Origin of the sequence: Acinetobacter sp. C13 (assembly GCF_016809775.1) — a bacterium.
Classification (GTDB): domain Bacteria; phylum Pseudomonadota; class Gammaproteobacteria; order Pseudomonadales; family Moraxellaceae; genus Acinetobacter; species Acinetobacter pittii.
Genome location: NZ_JAFBJL010000003.1, coordinates 318,239 through 335,366 on the forward strand (window position 1 = coordinate 318,239; position 17,128 = coordinate 335,366).

At 39.1% G+C, this 17,128-nt stretch carries 13 protein-coding genes and 2 pseudogenes; 10 read left to right on the forward strand and 5 right to left on the reverse strand.

Features of this window, described 5'->3' with window-relative positions:
* Nucleotides 1-309: 309 nt before the first annotated feature.
* From gltB to JGE69_RS11375, 9 genes are all read left to right on the forward strand, one after another.
* Nucleotides 310-4,785: a glutamate synthase large subunit gene (gene gltB, locus JGE69_RS11335; RefSeq protein WP_171259326.1), complete on the forward strand. Its 4,476-nt coding sequence runs from the start codon at nucleotides 310-312 to the stop codon at nucleotides 4,783-4,785.
* 69 nt (nucleotides 4,786-4,854) lie between these two features.
* Nucleotides 4,855-6,276, forward strand: coding sequence for a glutamate synthase subunit beta (locus JGE69_RS11340; RefSeq protein WP_002117101.1), 1,422 nt, complete (start codon nucleotides 4,855-4,857; stop codon nucleotides 6,274-6,276).
* A 174-nt stretch (nucleotides 6,277-6,450) separates the two neighbouring features.
* Nucleotides 6,451-7,326 (forward strand): metal-dependent hydrolase, encoded by an 876-nt coding sequence (locus tag JGE69_RS11345; RefSeq protein ID WP_104075351.1) that lies wholly within the window; start codon nucleotides 6,451-6,453, stop codon nucleotides 7,324-7,326.
* 142 nt (nucleotides 7,327-7,468) lie between these two features.
* Nucleotides 7,469-8,059, forward strand: coding sequence for a LemA family protein (locus JGE69_RS11350; protein WP_002117090.1), 591 nt, complete (start codon nucleotides 7,469-7,471; stop codon nucleotides 8,057-8,059).
* A gap of 24 nt (nucleotides 8,060-8,083) precedes the next feature.
* Nucleotides 8,084-9,163: a TPM domain-containing protein gene (locus tag JGE69_RS11355; RefSeq protein WP_199113505.1), complete on the forward strand. Its 1,080-nt coding sequence runs from the start codon at nucleotides 8,084-8,086 to the stop codon at nucleotides 9,161-9,163.
* Nucleotides 9,157-9,717, forward strand: coding sequence for a TPM domain-containing protein (locus JGE69_RS11360; RefSeq protein ID WP_199113506.1), 561 nt, complete (start codon nucleotides 9,157-9,159; stop codon nucleotides 9,715-9,717). Before JGE69_RS11355 ends, JGE69_RS11360 begins: the two co-directional genes overlap by 7 nt.
* A gap of 348 nt (nucleotides 9,718-10,065) precedes the next feature.
* On the forward strand, nucleotides 10,066-10,608 hold the full coding sequence (locus JGE69_RS11365; RefSeq protein WP_060464985.1) for a pilin: 543 nt from the start codon (nucleotides 10,066-10,068) through the stop codon (nucleotides 10,606-10,608).
* 72 nt (nucleotides 10,609-10,680) lie between these two features.
* On the forward strand, nucleotides 10,681-11,415 hold the full coding sequence (gene tfpZ, locus JGE69_RS11370) for a TfpX/TfpZ family type IV pilin accessory protein (protein ID WP_069124529.1): 735 nt from the start codon (nucleotides 10,681-10,683) through the stop codon (nucleotides 11,413-11,415).
* 99 nt (nucleotides 11,416-11,514) lie between these two features.
* Nucleotides 11,515-13,143, forward strand: a complete 1,629-nt coding sequence (locus tag JGE69_RS11375) for a PglL family O-oligosaccharyltransferase (protein WP_199113507.1) — start codon at nucleotides 11,515-11,517, stop codon at nucleotides 13,141-13,143.
* Nucleotides 13,144-13,186: 43 nt separating this feature from the next.
* Here JGE69_RS11375 and bfr read toward each other — a convergent pair whose 3' ends face one another.
* Together bfr and JGE69_RS11385 are read right to left on the reverse strand one after the other, a co-directional pair.
* Nucleotides 13,187-13,651 (reverse strand): heteropolymeric bacterioferritin subunit Bfr, encoded by a 465-nt coding sequence (gene bfr, locus JGE69_RS11380; protein WP_016143648.1) that lies wholly within the window; start codon nucleotides 13,649-13,651, stop codon nucleotides 13,187-13,189.
* 243 nt (nucleotides 13,652-13,894) lie between these two features.
* Nucleotides 13,895-14,089: a bacterioferritin-associated ferredoxin gene (locus JGE69_RS11385; protein ID WP_000289091.1), complete on the reverse strand. Its 195-nt coding sequence runs from the start codon at nucleotides 14,087-14,089 to the stop codon at nucleotides 13,895-13,897.
* Between the two features lie 102 nt (nucleotides 14,090-14,191).
* On the opposite strand from JGE69_RS11385, the pseudogene JGE69_RS18075 reads away from it, so the two are divergent.
* A pseudogene (locus JGE69_RS18075) lies at nucleotides 14,192-14,269 on the forward strand (hypothetical protein); the annotation flags it as partial.
* A gap of 39 nt (nucleotides 14,270-14,308) precedes the next feature.
* Here the strand turns inward: JGE69_RS18075 and JGE69_RS11390 are convergent.
* The 3 genes and pseudogenes from JGE69_RS11390 to JGE69_RS11400 all read right to left on the reverse strand — a co-directional run bounded on the left by JGE69_RS11390 (nucleotide 14,309) and on the right by JGE69_RS11400 (nucleotide 17,113).
* The gene (locus JGE69_RS11390; protein ID WP_002116996.1) at nucleotides 14,309-14,692 is read right to left on the reverse strand and encodes a RidA family protein; all 384 of its coding nucleotides are present in this window, start codon (nucleotides 14,690-14,692) and stop codon (nucleotides 14,309-14,311) included.
* A gap of 144 nt (nucleotides 14,693-14,836) precedes the next feature.
* Nucleotides 14,837-16,942: a RelA/SpoT family protein gene (locus JGE69_RS11395; protein ID WP_002116807.1), complete on the reverse strand. Its 2,106-nt coding sequence runs from the start codon at nucleotides 16,940-16,942 to the stop codon at nucleotides 14,837-14,839.
* Between the two features lie 15 nt (nucleotides 16,943-16,957).
* Nucleotides 16,958-17,113, reverse strand: a pseudogene (locus JGE69_RS11400) (hypothetical protein).
* Nucleotides 17,114-17,128: the final 15 nt, after the last annotated feature.

A 17,128-nucleotide genomic window follows, 5' to 3' on the forward strand; every position in this document is an offset into this window, starting at 1 on the left:
AACATTGGCATAGTTTTTGCTTTATTCTTGTGCTTATTAATGTGCTGTAAACTATTTTAGCGCTCTAAAGAGTAAATTCTATGCAGAGTCGAGGGGTCGAACTGCTTTAAAAGAGTGCGAAATAAGTCAAAACATTTTTATAGCAAAAACCAGTGTACGTAAAAATGGAACAGCGTATATTGGCTTATCAGCCCAAAAATTTTTTTTGTGAAACATTGAGCTAACTGTCGTCCGTAGGCACTATCGCAAAAAGAAGTTGTTTGTTTGACGCTCGAAAGAGCCTTATTGAAAGAAGGGTACGCTATGCACATGCCATCGCCTAATACTGTAGCTCCCGCTCAAGGTTTATATCAACCTGATGAGTTTAAGGATAACTGTGGTTTTGGACTGATCGCCCATATGAAGGGTGAATCAAGTCATCATCTAGTTGAAACCGCGATTCACAGTTTAAGTTGCATGACGCACCGTGGTGGTATTGCCGCAGATGGCAAGACGGGAGATGGTTGCGGCTTATTATTGGCGATGCCAAAGCAATTTTTCCGTGATGAAGCAAAAAAACTGAGTGATATTACACTGAGTGAAATTTTTGCTGTGGGTACTGTATTTTTAAATACTGATCCGGCATTAGCGCAACATTCTAAAAATATTTTAACGAAAGAAATCGAGTCAGATGGCCTACGTGTACTGGCTTGGCGTGTTGTCCCTACAAATAACGATGCATTAGGTGAAATTGCGCTTCAATCTTTACCAGCTTTTGAACAGGTCATTGTGAACTGTCCAATGGGCGTAACTGAAGTTGAATTTAACCGTAAATTATTCTTGGCACGTCGTCGTGCAGAACAACAATTACAAAATGATCCGTCATTCTATGTGACTACGCTTTGTTCGACAGTAATCAGCTATAAAGGCTTGATGATGCCGGCTGCAATTGCTGAGTTCTATACAGACTTAGCTGATGAGCGTTTAAAATCACATATCGTGGTATTCCACCAACGCTTCTCTACTAATACATTGCCGCGTTGGCCGTTGGCTCAACCATTCCGTTACCTTGCTCATAATGGTGAAATCAACACAATTACAGCAAACCGTAACTGGGCGTTGGCGCGTACTCCTAAATTTGAAAACCCATTATTACCAGGTCTTACTGAGCTTAACCCAATCGTTAACCGTACGGGTTCGGACTCTTCAAGCTTAGATAATATGCTTGAGATCTTAGTCGGTGGTGGTATGGATTTATTCCGTGCCTTACGTATGCTCGTACCACCAGCTTGGCAAAACGTAGAAACTTTAGATGCAGACTTACGCGCATTCTATGAGTTCAACTCTAAACATATGGAAGCTTGGGATGGCCCAGCAGGTCTCGTTATTCAAGATGGCCGTCATGCAATCTGTATGCTTGACCGTAACGGTTTGCGTCCTGCGCGTTGGGTAATTACCAAAAATGATTACATTACCTTGGCATCTGAAATCGGTGTTTGGGGTTATGAGCCTGAAGACGTAGTTTCTAAAGGTCGTGTAGGTCCTGGCCAAATTTTGGTAGTTGATACCTTAACAGGCAAAGTACTTGATACTAAAGATGTTAGTACACATTTGAAAAACATGCGTCCGTACCGTGAGTGGTTACGTGATCATGCGATTCGTTTAAATGCAAACCCAGAACTTGAAGAGCAATTAGTCGATAAAGGTTTAACTGGCGATGCTTTAAAAGCGGCTCAAAAAATGTTTATGGTGACATTTGAAGAGCGCGACCAGTTGTTACGTCCAATCGCTGAAAGCGGACAAGAAGCTGTTGGTTCTATGGGTGATGATACGCCAATGGCTGTATTATCTCGTCAAGTACGCCACGTAACAGATTACTTCCGTCAACAGTTCGCTCAAGTTACGAACCCGCCAATTGACCCGCTACGTGAGTCAATTGTAATGTCGCTTGAAACCTGTTTAGGTCGTGAACAAAATGTCTTTGAGCAAGGCCCTGAGCATGCTGACCGTATCATCATCTCTAGCCCTGTATTGTCAAATTCAAAAATGCAGCAAATCCGTAGCATCGAGCGTCCGGGTTATGAAGCAGTTGATATCAATTTAAACTATGCTGAAGAAGAAGGCTTGCAAGCTGCGATCACGCGTATTTGTGAAGAAGCGGCGCAAGCGGTTCGTGATGGCAAAACTTTAATTGTTTTAACTGATAAGAATATCCGTCAAGGTTTACTGCCAGCAAACGCAGCACTTGCAACAGGTGCGGTACATCATTACCTCATCAAAACTGGTCTGCGTACTGATGCAAACATCATGGTTGAAACTGGTTTTGCACGTGATCCGCATCAATTTGCAGTATTACTTGGTTTTGGTGCAACGGCTGTTTACCCATATCTTGCATATGACGTGATCAATGACTTGATCGCTAAAGGTGAGCTTTTAGGTGACCCAATCCATGCTCAAGCAAACTTCCGTAAAGGTATTGAGAAAGGCTTATTAAAAGTTCTTTCAAAAATGGGTATCTCTACAGTTGCTTCTTATCGTGGCGGTCAGCTATTTGAAGCAGTAGGTTTATCATCAGAAGTGGTAGATCAATGTTTCTTAGGTGTTCCAAGTCGTATTCAGGGTGCAACATTTGCTGATCTTGAAAAAGACCAGAAAAAATTAGCAGCGACAGCTTGGTCAAATCGTAAGCCAATTGATCAGGGTGGTTTGCTCAAATTCGTATTTGATAAAGAATACCATGCGTTTAACCCAGATGTGATTAACGCATTACACAAAGCCGTTCGCTCTGGTAAATACGAAGACTTTAAAGAATATGCTGAGCTGGTGAATAATCGTCCAGTAGCGACTATTCGTGACTTATTTAAGTTAAAAACAACGAACTCAATTCCAGTTGAACAAGTTGAATCAGTTGAAGATATCTTGCCTCGTTTTGACTCGGCAGGGATGTCTTTAGGCGCTCTTTCTCCAGAAGCACATGAAGCAATTGCAATCGCGATGAACACGATTGGTGGTCGTTCAAACTCTGGTGAAGGCGGTGAAGATCCTGTTCGTTACGGCACAATTCGTAACTCGAAAATCAAACAGATCGCATCTGGTCGTTTTGGTGTAACTCCTGCATACCTAACTTCTGCTGAAGTATTGCAAATTAAAGTTGCTCAGGGTGCGAAACCAGGTGAGGGTGGTCAGTTACCGGGTGGTAAAGTAAATGGCTTAATCGCACGTTTACGTTACTCAGTACCGGGTGTAACGCTAATTTCACCTCCGCCACACCACGACATTTACTCAATTGAAGATTTGTCTCAGTTAATTTTTGACTTGAAGCAAGTTAACCCGAAAGCAATGGTATCTGTGAAATTGGTATCTGAGCCGGGTGTAGGAACAATTGCAGCAGGTGTTGCTAAAGCATATGCGGACTTCATTACCATTTCTGGTTATGACGGTGGTACGGCGGCATCTCCACTTTCTTCAATTCACCATGCAGGTTCTCCATGGGAATTGGGTCTTAGCGAGGCGCATCAAGCACTTCGTGTAAACGACTTGCGTGGAAAAGTGCGTGTACAAACTGATGGTGGTTTAAAAACTGGTCTTGATGTAATCAAGGCAGCAATTTTAGGTGCTGAAAGTTTCGGCTTTGGTTCAACACCAATGATCGCTTTAGGTTGTAAATACCTCCGTATTTGTCACTTAAATAACTGTGCAACTGGTGTTGCAACTCAACAAGATCATTTACGTCAAGAGCACTACATTGGCGAGCCAGAAATGCTCATCAACTTCTTCCACTTTATTGCGGAAGAAACTCGTGAATGGTTGGCTGCACTAGGTGTTTCTTCATTGAAAGACTTAATTGGTCGTGTTGATTTGCTTGAAGTATTACCGGGCGAAACTGAAAAACATGCTCACCTTGATTTAAGTGCTCTGTTAACTTCTCATCCTTCTGCTGAAGGTAAAGCACAATACTGTCAAGTAGAAGGTAATGCACCATTCGATAAAGGTGTATTGGCTGAGAGAATGGTCACTGAAATGCTGCCTGCAATTGAGTCAAGCGCTGGTGGTCAGTTCAACTTCAACGTCGTGAACTGTGACCGCTCAATCGGTGCTCGTGTTTCGGGTGAAATAGCTCGTCGCTACGGCAACTTGGGTATGGAAGCACATCCAGTTGTAATGAACTTAACTGGTACAGCTGGTCAGTCTCTTGGTGTTTGGAATGCTGGTGGTTTACACATCCGTCTTGAAGGTGATGCAAACGACTATGTAGGTAAAGGTATGGCGGGTGGTCGTATTTCGATTTTCCCACCACAAGGTTCACCTTTCCAAACACAAAACACAGCAATTATTGGTAATACCTGTTTGTATGGTGCAACTGGCGGTAAGCTTTTTGCAGCAGGTACAGCGGGTGAGCGTTTTGCAGTTCGTAACTCTGGCGCATTTGCTGTAATCGAAGGTGCGGGTGATCACTGTTGTGAATATATGACAGGTGGTGTTGTGACTGTACTTGGTAAAGTAGGCCATAACTTTGGTGCGGGCATGACTGGTGGTTTTGCTTATGTACTTGACCTCGATAATGACTTCGTAGATTACTACAACCATGAATTGATTGATTTAAATCGTATCTCAACAGAATCTATGGAAGATCATAAAGAGTTCTTGTTGCGTATTATCGATGAGCATATCAAAGAAACTGGTAGTGCTTGGGCTTATAAAATCCGCAATGAGTTCGATTTCTACAGCCGTAAATTCTGGCTTGTGAAACCAAAAGCTGCTAATTTGCAAACGCTTTTGAAAACAACACAAGCTGACCCACAATAATTCCACGACTGCAAAGACATAGGCAGGTGCGGGCAACAAGGAAATCCGCGCCTACCCACGGAGAGAGACATGGCAGAACGCCTAAATAATGACTTTCAATTTCTGGATGTACCACGCCAAGATCCAGAGAAAAAAGATATTACTGTCCGCAAAGCAGAATTTGTGGAAATTTATAAACCTTTTACATCGGAAACTGTCACTAATCAGACTCATCGTTGTTTAGGTTGTGGTAACCCATATTGCGAATGGAAATGTCCTGTACATAACTACATTCCAAACTGGTTAAAACTGATCGCTGAAGGCCAAATTTTCCAAGCTGCTGAGCTTTGTCATCAAACCAACACACTACCTGAGGTATGTGGTCGCGTATGCCCACAAGACCGTTTGTGTGAAGGTGCTTGTACCTTAAATGATGGTTTTGGTGCAGTAACCATTGGTAATGCTGAGAAATATATCAATGACACAGCTTTTGCTTTAGGCTGGCGTCCAGATATGTCAGGCGTAAAATGGACTGACAAAAAAGTTGCAATTATTGGTGCGGGTCCTGCTGGTTTAGGCTGTGCGGATATTCTAGCTCGCGGTGGTGTTAAACCAGTTGTATTTGATAAGCGTCCTGAAATTGGTGGCTTACTTACATTCGGTATTCCAGAATTTAAAATGGAAAAGGACGTAATGAAACGCCGTCGTGAAATCTTCACGGGTATGGGCATCGAATTCCGTTTAAATACTGAAATTGGTAAAGACATCACGATTGATGAATTACTTGCAGAATATGATGCTGTATTCATGGGTATGGGAACTTACACCTACATGAAGGGTGGCTTCCCAGGTGAAGATCTTGATGGTGTTTATGATGCACTTGATTTCTTAATCTCTAACGTGAACCGTTGCCAAGGTTGGGAAAAAGATCCAAGTGAATACATTAGCCTAGATGGTAAAAAAGTTATTGTTCTTGGTGGTGGTGATACCGCTATGGACTGTAACCGTACTTCATTACGCCAAGGTGCTCACGATGTAACTTGTGCATACCGCCGTGATGAAAGCAACATGCCAGGCTCTGCGCGTGAAGTAAAAAATGCCTATGAAGAGGGTGTGAAATTCCTATTCAATCGCCAACCAGTCGAAATCGTTGGTGAAAATGGCAAGGTAACAGGCGTAAAAGTGGTAACGACACAAATGGGTGAACCAGATAGTCGTGGCCGTCGTAGTCCTGAGCCAATTCCTGGTTCTGAAGAAGTATTACCAGCTGATGCAGTTTTACTTGCTTTCGGTTTCCGCCCAAGCCCAGCAGACTGGTTTGGTAATGTGAATATCAATCTTGATGGTTCAGGCCGTGTTGTCGCAGCTGAAAAGCAAGAATTCAAATTCCAGACATCAAACCCGAAAATCTTTGCTGGTGGTGATATGGTACGTGGCTCAGATCTTGTCGTTACTGCGATCTGGGAAGGCCGTCAAGCTGCTGAAGGCATTTTGGATTATCTTGGTGTTTAATAAATTAATTTGTTAAATAACTGAAAAAAAGCCTACTTCAAGTAGGCTTTTTTATTGTCTACCATTAGTCACTTTGATGTTTTTGGCAAATATAATAAGCTTTTTTGCCCTTTTTAGCGTTTAAAGCTCGCGACATACTCGAAACTTCCTTCTTCAATACAGTAGGTGTTGAATATGAACATCGCAGGTATGACGGCAGAAAAATCATATTTAAATCGTCGAAAAGCGTTGGGTATTACAGTGCGTCGTCTTGAATTTAATCCAAAGGCGATCAAGCGGCACTATTTTGCAAATTCACCTCTCATGTCGCATTTTTTAACTGCACTCTCATCAACGTTTCCTGTGGGTGAGCAATTTTTTGTAAATAGCGTACGTAATGTGCGTGATAAAGTCTCAGATCCTCAGCTACAAGCACAAATTGCGGCGTTTATTGGACAAGAAGCCATGCATTCTAAAGCTCATAGTGAGTTTAATGAAGCTTGGCGACGGGATAATTATAATCTGGACAGTTTTCAAAATTGGCTAAATGAGCGTGATAAATATTTAAGAACAATTCCACCTAAGCTGCAATTGGCATTGACCTGTGCGTTTGAACATTTCACTGCTTTACTTGGGGGATATGTCTTACAGCACCCAGAGTTATTAAAGACGCTAGATGAAGATGCGCTAAAACTTTGGGTATGGCATGCGATTGAAGAAATTGAACACCGTTCGGTTGCATTTGATGTTTATCAACATGTATATGGTGATGATCGTATTCGCAGATTATTAATGCGTAGCGTCACTACAGGATTTGCGAGCCTCGCTTTTTATGGAACAACTCGTTTATTTTGGCAAGATAAATGGAATAGCTTACCTAAAATCGGGGGTAATTTATTTGGATTATATTTGCTGATGAAGATGCTTGTTCAGTTAATGCCTGAATACTTCGCATATTACAAAAAAGACTTTCATCCGAGTCAAAAAGATTATGGCAGGATGGTTAATTATTGGAAAAGCTCTTTAGCAGAAGAATATCAAATGGCAAGTTTTGAACAAGAAAAAGATTAGCGATTGAGCTAATAGATAACCGGATTTAAAAGTCCGGTTTTTTAAAATCAATAAAATAAAAGCAACACAATAATGCCTAATTCATCATACAATCAGGTAAAGAGGTTAAAAATATAAAGAAAAACTTGAGGATAATGTGACGATGAAAACGTTGAAACAATTTGCGATCGCAACAACACTTGCCAGTACCTTACTGTTTTCGGGATGTGGCTATAACACTCTACAAGTAAAAGATGAGGCTGTAACAGCAGCGTGGTCTGAAGTACAAAACCAATATCAACGTCGTTCAGATTTGGTACCAAATCTTGTGAACGTAGTTAAGGGTTATGCTAAGCACGAAGAGCAAGTATTAACTGAAGTGACACAGGCACGTTCTAATGTGGCAGGTTTAAAAGTTGATAAAGAAGTTTTAGAAGACCCAGCTTTACTTGAAAAATATCAACAGGCTCAAAGTCAATTAACAGGGGCGTTATCTCGACTCATTGCTGTTTCGGAAAATTACCCAGATTTGAAAGCCAATACTCAATTCCAAGAACTACAAGTTCAGCTTGAAGGTACTGAAAACCGTATTGCTGTTGCGCGTAATCGTTATATTACAACAGTACAAGACTATAACTCATATGTGCGTCAGTTCCCGCAGGCGGTAACAGCAAAAGTAATTGGTATGCATCCAAAAGCCAATTTCTCTGCAGAAGCATCTGCACAACAGGCTCCAAAAGTTTCTTTTGATTAATTTTATAAATCAAAGGGGTGCCGTATGAGAAATACTCTATTGCTTCAATCAAAGCAAATTAAGGTCTTTATCTCGACCTTAATTTTGCTCTGTTGTGGTGTTCTTTTTCAGAATACGGCATGGAGTGAAACTAATATTGCAACTGCTACCGATGAGGCTGATGCAATAGTTGCTGGCAAAATTATTCAAAAGCAACAAACTCAAGCTGCTGCAACTAAACTAGAGGGGCAAGCTGCTTCAAGTCCTGCTCCTCAAGTCCAAGTTGCGAATGATATGGCTGATGGTGAATCAATTCGTGGTTTGCCAACTTTAAACCAACCTGTGATTGATCAAGCCAATATCTTAAGCGAGGCTGAGAAGCAGCAACTTAATCAAAAAATTCTAAGTTTATATCAACAAGGCAAAGCGCAGATTGGTATTGTGATTGTTCCCACAACTGGTCAAGAAGATATCTTTGATTATGCGTTACGTGTTGGCGAAAAGTGGCAATTGGGATCATCTAAACGTGACAATGGATTACTCATTGCAGTCGCTGTAAATGACCGCCGTATACAAATACTAACCGGTTATGGCTTAGAAGGGGTATTGCCGGATATTGTGGCAAGTCGGATTATTCGAAACCAAATTACACCTTATTTTAAACAAGCCCAATATGCCCAAGGTTTGAGTGCAGGTCTTGATGAAATCGGAAGAATTTTAAATCTTGACCCAGAAGTAGCACAGCAAGCTGCTCAAGATTTAAAAGAACGCCAACATCAAGCTGCGGAAGAGCAACAAGCCAAGCAGACAACGCTGACAATGGCTTTATTTATTCTTGTTGCTGGAATTGTGGGTTCGTTTATTGTTGGTCGTCCGCTTAGTGCCTCTACAGCAGGGGTTGCTGCTGCAGTAGCAGGATTCGTAAATGGGGCAGGGCTAGTCACTAGCTTACTACTTGGTTTTGGTATCTTCTTTTTACTTATTACATCAATTGCCCAATTTATTTTACAGGCCATTTTAAGTGGTTCTGGTGGTGGACGTGGAGGAGGCTTCGGCGGAGGTGGCGGAGGCTATGGTGGCGGCGGAGGTCGTTTTGGCGGTGGAGGTGCTTCAGGCTCATGGTAACAACATCAGAAACAACACAAATTATTACTCAACCAAAAATTGAGGAATCTGTAGAGCCAAGTCTAAAACGTTGGTTTAAACATCTAAGCTATTTACCTGCCAGTAGTCGTTATTTTTCAAAACAAGATAAGCAAGCTATTGCCGATGCTGTACAACAAGCAGAACATGGCCATGTTGGAGAAATACAGGTTGTAATTGAAGGCCATATTCCAGTGTCACAAGCCTACAGACAAAATACTCGTTTAAGAGCACAGCAATTATTTGCAGAATTAGGTGTTTGGGATACCGCCTTAAATAGTGGCGTATTGTTATACCTAAATTTATGTGAACGAACAGTAGAAATTATATTTGACCGTGGTATTAGAAATGCAACCAATGATCAGGTCTGGCAGCAGATTTGTGAAGTAATAGTACAAAAGCTGAAGCAAAAGCAATACCAACAAGCTGTAGTAATGGGCGTACAACAAATTGGAGAGGTGATGTCACGGTTTTATGACGAAAACATGCCTGATCAATCCAATGAATTAGGGAATGCTCCGATTATTCTTAATTAAACTACCTTGTAACATTCCTATATTAGCTAATTTTCTTAATTTTATTTTCAAAGGTGACTGACAAAAAATGTCACCTTTTTTTCTATTTTTAATGAGATTTTTATCACAATAAAGAATTAAAAAATTGAAATAAGTTATGAGCTATTTTTTATTAGTGACATATTACCAATAAAGTTTGAGTGACGATTTTTGTCAATTATTTACACCGATTTAATATTTAAGAATAGTTAAATTTAATATAAGTATTTGTTTTTTAATTAAAATAAAAGTTGGCATGGATGCTGCTATATAGTTCGTAGCTGAAAAAGCTTACATAAAAACATACATACAATCTTTGGGGAAAAGGCTATGAATGCACAAAAAGGTTTTACATTAATTGAACTCATGATCGTAGTTGCCATTATTGGTATTTTGGCAGCGATCGCAATTCCTGCTTATTCAGATTATACCGTACGTACACGTATTTCTGAGGGATTAAATTTAGCGGATAGTGCAAAACAAATGATTGCATCAGATGCTGCTTCAGTAAACGATTTAAAGTCGGTAGCTGCTACTTGGAATGCGCAAGCTGCAGGCAGTGGTGCAAACTCTAAATATGTTACTTCTGTACAGATTGATGATGAAACTGGCGAAATTGAAGTCATCTATAACGGAGCAGCAGTTGGTGTTGGTGCAGCCGCAAACACACTCTTCCTTAAACCTTATGTTCGTGCTCAGGCTGCAGGTAACCCAGGCATAGAATTAGATGTTGCATTAAAAAATGGACAGACTGGAGCAATTGATTGGGGGTGTGCATCTGCTACACATAAAGCTGCTACAGATTCACAATTAGATCAAGGTTTAAGTGCTGGTACATTAGAAGCAAAATTTGCTCCAGCTGCTTGCCGTTAATTTTTAGATAAATAAAAAAAGACCGTTTTTTCGGTCTTTTTTATTAAGTACAGAATAATTAAGAGTATTAAGATGTCTAAGCGCTTTAAATTCTTTTTAAGTCACCTATCTATTTCGATGATAGTAGCTTTAATTATTCTCATTTGTTTTTTTCTTGTTTGGTATCCAGAACCTTTAGCCAAAGCTGTAGGAGCTATTCACCTCTTTATAATGATAATAGCTATAGATGTTATATTAGGCCCTACCTTAAGCTTCTTTGTATATAAAGAAGAAAAGAAAACACTTAAATTTGATTTAACAGTAATCATCCTAATTCAAATTTTAGCTTTAGGATATGGTTTATATAGCATTGTTCAAGGTCGACCTGCTTGGGTGATCTATAATGTTGATCGTTTTGAGCTTGTACGTAATAATGAAATTACTAATACCAATCTTCAAACAGTTCGGCCACAATTCCGTTATCCTTCTTGGTTTAAGCCCAGCTTTGCCGCTGTTGAAGTGCCAAAAAATAAGGAAGAGCGCAATAAAAGTATGTTTGATGAAATATTTAGTGGTATTTCTTCTGCTCAACGGCCAGAACTTTATGTAGATTTAGTACAAATTAAGCCTCTTATACAGCATAGAGTTCAAAACTTAAATGAGCTTGAAAAATTTAATTCTAAACAGCAAGTAAAAGAAATTCTAAAAAAATATCCATCAGCTGATGCATGGGTTCCTTTAAAAGCCAATGCTGTAGATATGGTTGTTTTGATGAATAAGAGCTCTGCTCAGGTTGTTAAAATTGTAGATTTAAGACCTTGGAAGTAAAAGTAAGAGATATAGGATGAGGGAATACAAATAGGGCTTAATTCTTATCATCCTCTTCCATGTATAATTCTCCCAAGTTTTGGCCTTTAACCTTTCACTATGCAAGTATTCTTCCTATTCCTCGCTGCAATCCTGTTGAGTTTTGCATGGTTGTCTCCATTTCATTATAGCCCTTGGGTGATGTTCTCAAGTGAACTCAGTACTTTTGGGGCTGGGTTATGTGTATTGGCGGCTCTAATTCAACAAAATATTAAAATTCCTAGAGCACAACTATTGTTGCTGCCATTTACTTTAATTCCTATTGTCCAGTGGGGCTTTGGTTTAGTTTTTGATTTAAGTACGGCTTTATTAAGTACATTTTACTTATTAGGTTTTTGGTTTATGGTCTTGGCTGGCTACAACTTATCTTTAGATCAAAAAAAGAGAGATCAAATTTTTTCAGGTTTTAGCTTATTAGTAATTATTACATCGCTATTAACTAGTCTTATAGCAATTTTCCAGTGGCTGAATATTGAATCACATTTAATTTATACACTTCATCTAATTGGTAATCGTCCTTACGGTAATTTTGGTCAACCTAACAACATGGCGACATTCTTAATTATCGGGTTGTTAGGATGTTTATATTTATATGAAAAAAATAAAGTAACGTTGTGGTTATTATTACCTTCAGCATTGATTATTTTATTTACCATTGCATTGAGTCAGTCTCGAACTTCATGGATCGTTTTTCCATTCCTATTCATCTACTGGGTGGTTAAGCAATTTAAAAAGCAAAAAAGATTTGGATTTACTCAAGGCTTCTTATGGTGCTTAGCTTTTTTTCTAATTGCGGGGCTAATCTTACCTTATATTACTCAATTTATTGAATTCTCTACAAATACAGAAATTACTGAAACAAGTTCGTTTGTCGCGCGTGCAGGGTCGGGGCATGAGCGTATAGGGATGTGGATACAAATATTACATGCTATAGCTCAACAGCCATGGTTAGGGTATGGATGGAGTCAAACTAGCGTTGCTGTAGTTGATAGTATTCAATATGGGACAGTGCATGTATGGTTTAATAGTGCTCATAATGTGCTACTGGATATCATCATCTGGAATGGTATCCCATTAGGCGCTGTAATCATTACTTACTTTGTTTTTTGGTTTCTTTGGCTAAATCAACAGGCTAAAAATACTATCTCAATTATAGCGATTATGATGGTATGTGCGGTACTTATTCATGCTATGTTTGAGTTTCCACAGCGCTACGCTTATTTCTTGCTTACCTGTGGATTCCTGCTTGGTATGGTACAAGCCCAGACTCCTGTGCTTAAAGGAATTGTCCTCAGTAAACATCTTCTTCGCTTATCATGGGTTGTAAGTTTATTGCTTATTATTGCAATTCTACGTGATTACAATGTCTATGTTCTGAATAGTAATTTGCTTTTTAATAATAAGCGTCCAAATGCTGAATTTATGGGAAGTGGTAAAATTTTTGTTTTAACACAGTTTGAGCAGCGTTTAAAATGGATTGAACTTAATCCTAGAACTACCTTATCTGAGAATGATTTAGTGGAATGGGGAAATTTAGTAAAGAATAAAGCAACTCCATACAACTTACGTAAATACGCAAAATTGTTGGCTTACAATGGCAAAGTGGAACAAGCACAACAGCAGATATTAATTTTACAGCATCTCTATAGACAAAAAATAACGCTATCGGAATTACTAAAAGAGAAGTAATAAAAAAATCCCCTTAAGTATAAGGGGATTTTTTTATGAGAAATTACATTTGGCTTTGGATATAATTTTCAATACCTACGCTGCCAATAAGATCAATTTGGGTATCTAACCAGTCCCAGTATTCTTCTTCTTTTTCTAAAATTTCTTGAACAAGGTCGCGGGTGACATAGTCTTGCTCTGTTTCAGCTAAAGCAACCGCTTTTTGAATTGCTTCTATATTTTCTTTTACTTTACGAATGTCACAGTGCAAAACTTCTTCTGTGTGTTGACCAATATAAAGCTTACCTAAATGTTGAAGGTTAGGTAGTCCTTCTAAAAATAAAATACGTTCAATGATTTTATCGGCATGTTTCATTTGACGAATTGATTCTTTATATTCAGCAGAGCCAAGCTGCTCAATTCCCCAGTCATTAAACATGCGTGAATGTAAAAAGTATTGATTAATTGCAGTTAAATGATGATACAGCACTTGGTTAAGCTGATTAATGACATCACGATTGCCTTTCATTGTAGCTACTCCAAAACAATTTCTGCCTCAAACTTAATTAAGGCAATCTACAAATCCATTTTAGTGAACAATCATGGAGATGGCGAGTAATTTATGGAACAGCAAATGAAAATCGCAATCAAAAACAACACAATATTAAAAAGGAGGTCTTTATGTCAAAAAAAACCGCTTGAATGAGGAACTATAAATGTTCCGCAAAAAGCGGTGGAGGAGTCAATAAATTTTGTTAAATATTAATTTTTATTATGCAGCTACAGAAATGCGAGCAGCGATTTCTGCTAATTCTTCGCTAATGATAGCGCGGGCTTCTGGTGCACAGCGTCCACAGCATGTACCAAGATCAAGCAAATCGCGAATTTCACGATAGCTTTCAGCGCCATTTTCAATAGCGTCTTTAATATCCTGATCGGTAATGCCACGACACAAGCAAACGTACATGGGAGTGATCCCCAAATATAAATGCGATAATTGATATTATTGATAATTATTATCGTTTGTCAATGAAATTCATTTAAAATCTCATTTATCATTATTGGGATTTTGAATAAAAAAAGACCACCTAAGCGGAAATCCAAGAAGAATTTAGATTTTTATGCAAAGGTGGTTCGTGTTTTTAAAAACTAAATAGTGAAATTTAGATATTTTAATTTTTATATCTTATTGATTAATAATTACAATTCCATCCATTTCCACTAATGCACCTTTTGGCAAGCTTGCTACACCAAGAGCTGCACGTGCAGGGTAGGGCTGAGCAAAATATTCACCCATAATTTGGTTTACGAGTTGGAAATTTGATAGATCAGTTAAAAAAATATTGAGCTTAGCAATATCTGCAAGTGAACCACCAGCAGCTTCACAAACTGCTTTTAAATTATCAAATACACGGCGAATTTGAGCTTCGATACCTTCTACAAGTTCCATACTGTATGGGTCTAAACCAATTTGCCCTGAAAGATATAGCGTATTGTCTACTAAAATAGCTTGAGAGTATGTGCCGATAGCAGCAGGGGCATTTTCAGTATGAATGACTTGGCGGGACATTTGGTTCTCCTTGATTAAATCTATTTCCATCATAATCGATGATAGCTTTGGACAAAAGTATCATCGATTTAATTGATTAAGTGAATTTGGAAAGTTTGATTTTGTTAAGGAAACATAAATCTAGTCAATCGTCTCTATAGAAATTTAGCTTACTTTTGAAATTTCCATTTGCGGAGCAGGAGCATCTAAACGTTCAATCCGTGGGAAACCATAGTGCATGCGTAAATCACGAATGACTTTTGCAATATGCTTACGGTTATTCACTACAATATTCACAAAAGTTCTTTGCTCATTTGAGTGAACCATCTCTACCCCAGCGTTATTTTTACGACATTGGTAGATCAGGTCTGATACTTGTTCATCATTCATTGCCATATAAATAGCGAGGTAGGCTGTAAAACGTACATCATCTACATCATCTGCTTTCCATTGAAGCGGCATAATATTTTCAGGGTGTAGATGTTGTTCATGTAGTAAGTTATGACAGCGAATGCGATGCACAATTAACCCGCGACGCGTTAAATGTCCTTGAATTGGATCGCCTAGAATAGGATTACAGCAGTGTGCATATTTAACGTCGACCCCTTCAGTACTTTGAATAAGTCGATCTGAGTTTTCTACTTGCGGATGTTTATCATGAGCAAACAGGTGGTTTGCTACAAGTTGAGGTAGTAAGTCGCCAACCGCAATTTGTTCAAACAATGTATTTTTATTATCGATGTGCCGCCATTGCAATAGATCTAACCAATCAGCTTCAGAAAGATCATTGATTGAACGGTTAAAAAGTTTCAATGCTCGAGAAAGCGCTTGTGCACCAACTAGACGTTGTTCTTCGATATCTTGATCTTTAAGCACATGCTGTAATGCACGACGCGCTTTTTGCGTATTAATAAAGCTTAGCCAGTCCGGGTTTGGTGTTGCTAAAACATCCGTAATAATCTCGATAACCTGACCGCTAACTAATGGTGTAGAGAGTGGTTTAATCTCTCCATCGACTTTTGCACCAACCGCATGGTTACCTAAAAATAAGCTTGCTGAATAAGCAAAATCAACTACGGTAGCGCCTTGCGGTAGCTCATGCAGTTGACCATGGGGCGTATATACCCAGATTTTTTCTTGGTGTAGATAATCAAGCAAATCATTAAAAGTTGTTTTAGCGCATTCGCCGTCAATCAATGTATTTAAGTTCTGCATTGAAGCCTGAATGGCAGAACGGCAAGTTTGCGGCGCATTTTCGCCTAATACTACCCCAAAACGGGCAGCTTTACGCATGAGCTCGGTTTGAATGGTAAGTGATAGTGTTGTTTTTTCGCCTTTAAGCTTTATCAGTAAAGACTGATTACCGCCGGGTAATGGGCGACGAATGTGGTCTTGGTACTGGATAACCTGAAAGTTTTCTCTTAATGCTTCTTCTAAGCGGTCACAGTCGGCAATGCTTTGTAGAACAATTTCGAAAGCATGACTATGAGTAAGCTCTTGGAGATCCATCTCGTTTTTAACGAAATGGCGTAATAATTCGATATTGTTATTTTTCTTTTTAATACGGCCTTGAATATGATAATTATGCAGAAGTTCAGCGAGGTTTTGTTCCCAAATACTTTGATATTTACAGCGTTCTGGCTTTGTCTGTAGCAGAGCATTCTGAACGTTATCAAACATATCAAGGTCAAGGTTTTGATAACAAAGATTTTCTAGATTATCGCCCATCTCATTCATGCCGACTAATCTTGCCATCGGTACAAATATATCAAAAGTTTCTTGAGCGATGCGGGCACGTTTATCTGGACGTAAAGCACCTAGAGTTGTCATATTATGATAGCGATCTGCTAATTTAATAATGATGACACGCGGATCTTGTAAGGTTGCTTGCAGAATTTTTCGGAATGAAGCTGCCTTGTTATATTCTTTATCGCTTGATTGGCTAAGTTTGGTTACACCATCGACTAGCTCTGCAACGGTTAGGCCAAACTTTTCAATAATATCTTCTTTTGTATATTGAGTATCTTCAATAACATCATGCAAAAGTGCTGCCATTAAAGTTTCAGCATCTAAACGCATGTTTGCAAGAATACAGCTTACAGCAATCGGATGCAGAATATAGGGTTCGCCACTTTTACGCGTAATGCCAGTGTGCGCTAGATCGGCAAAATCGCAGGCAGCAAGCACTTTTTCGACTTCACTTACCGATAAGTAAGGGTCGATAATTAATTTGAGCTGTTGCTTGGCTTGGCTGACCTCTTCGCCTGGCATAAATCACCCTTTTTCCTATTGCTGAAAAACTAAATCTATCTGCTTCTTAATGAAAAGCATATTGCGGAACTTGTCAATTTTTTCATTTGAAAAAGTGTATTTTTTTTTCAATGAAAATAATTGCTTTTCTCAATATGTTTGAATATGGCGCAAAGCCAAATAAAAAACCATCGCAGAAAAACGATG

Excerpts from the sequence above, each read along its gene's own strand:
- JGE69_RS11345 (WP_104075351.1), top strand. The coding sequence starts at position 6,451 with ATGAACATCGCAGGTATGACGGCAGAAAAATCATATTTAAATCGTCGA.
- gltB (WP_171259326.1), top strand. The coding sequence starts at position 310 with ATGCCATCGCCTAATACTGTAGCTCCCGCTCAAGGTTTATATCAACCT.
- JGE69_RS11355 (WP_199113505.1), top strand. The coding sequence starts at position 8,084 with ATGAGAAATACTCTATTGCTTCAATCAAAGCAAATTAAGGTCTTTATC.
- JGE69_RS11340 (WP_002117101.1), top strand. The coding sequence starts at position 4,855 with ATGGCAGAACGCCTAAATAATGACTTTCAATTTCTGGATGTACCACGC.
- JGE69_RS11375 (WP_199113507.1), top strand. The coding sequence starts at position 11,515 with ATGCAAGTATTCTTCCTATTCCTCGCTGCAATCCTGTTGAGTTTTGCA.
- JGE69_RS11385 (WP_000289091.1), bottom strand. The coding sequence starts at position 14,089 with ATGTACGTTTGCTTGTGTCGTGGCATTACCGATCAGGATATTAAAGAC.
- JGE69_RS11360 (WP_199113506.1), top strand. The coding sequence starts at position 9,157 with ATGGTAACAACATCAGAAACAACACAAATTATTACTCAACCAAAAATT.
- JGE69_RS11350 (WP_002117090.1), top strand. The coding sequence starts at position 7,469 with ATGAAAACGTTGAAACAATTTGCGATCGCAACAACACTTGCCAGTACC.
- tfpZ (WP_069124529.1), top strand. The coding sequence starts at position 10,681 with ATGTCTAAGCGCTTTAAATTCTTTTTAAGTCACCTATCTATTTCGATG.
- JGE69_RS11395 (WP_002116807.1), bottom strand. The coding sequence starts at position 16,942 with ATGCCAGGCGAAGAGGTCAGCCAAGCCAAGCAACAGCTCAAATTAATT.
- bfr (WP_016143648.1), bottom strand. The coding sequence starts at position 13,651 with ATGAAAGGCAATCGTGATGTCATTAATCAGCTTAACCAAGTGCTGTAT.
- JGE69_RS11365 (WP_060464985.1), top strand. The coding sequence starts at position 10,066 with ATGAATGCACAAAAAGGTTTTACATTAATTGAACTCATGATCGTAGTT.
- JGE69_RS11390 (WP_002116996.1), bottom strand. The coding sequence starts at position 14,692 with ATGTCCCGCCAAGTCATTCATACTGAAAATGCCCCTGCTGCTATCGGC.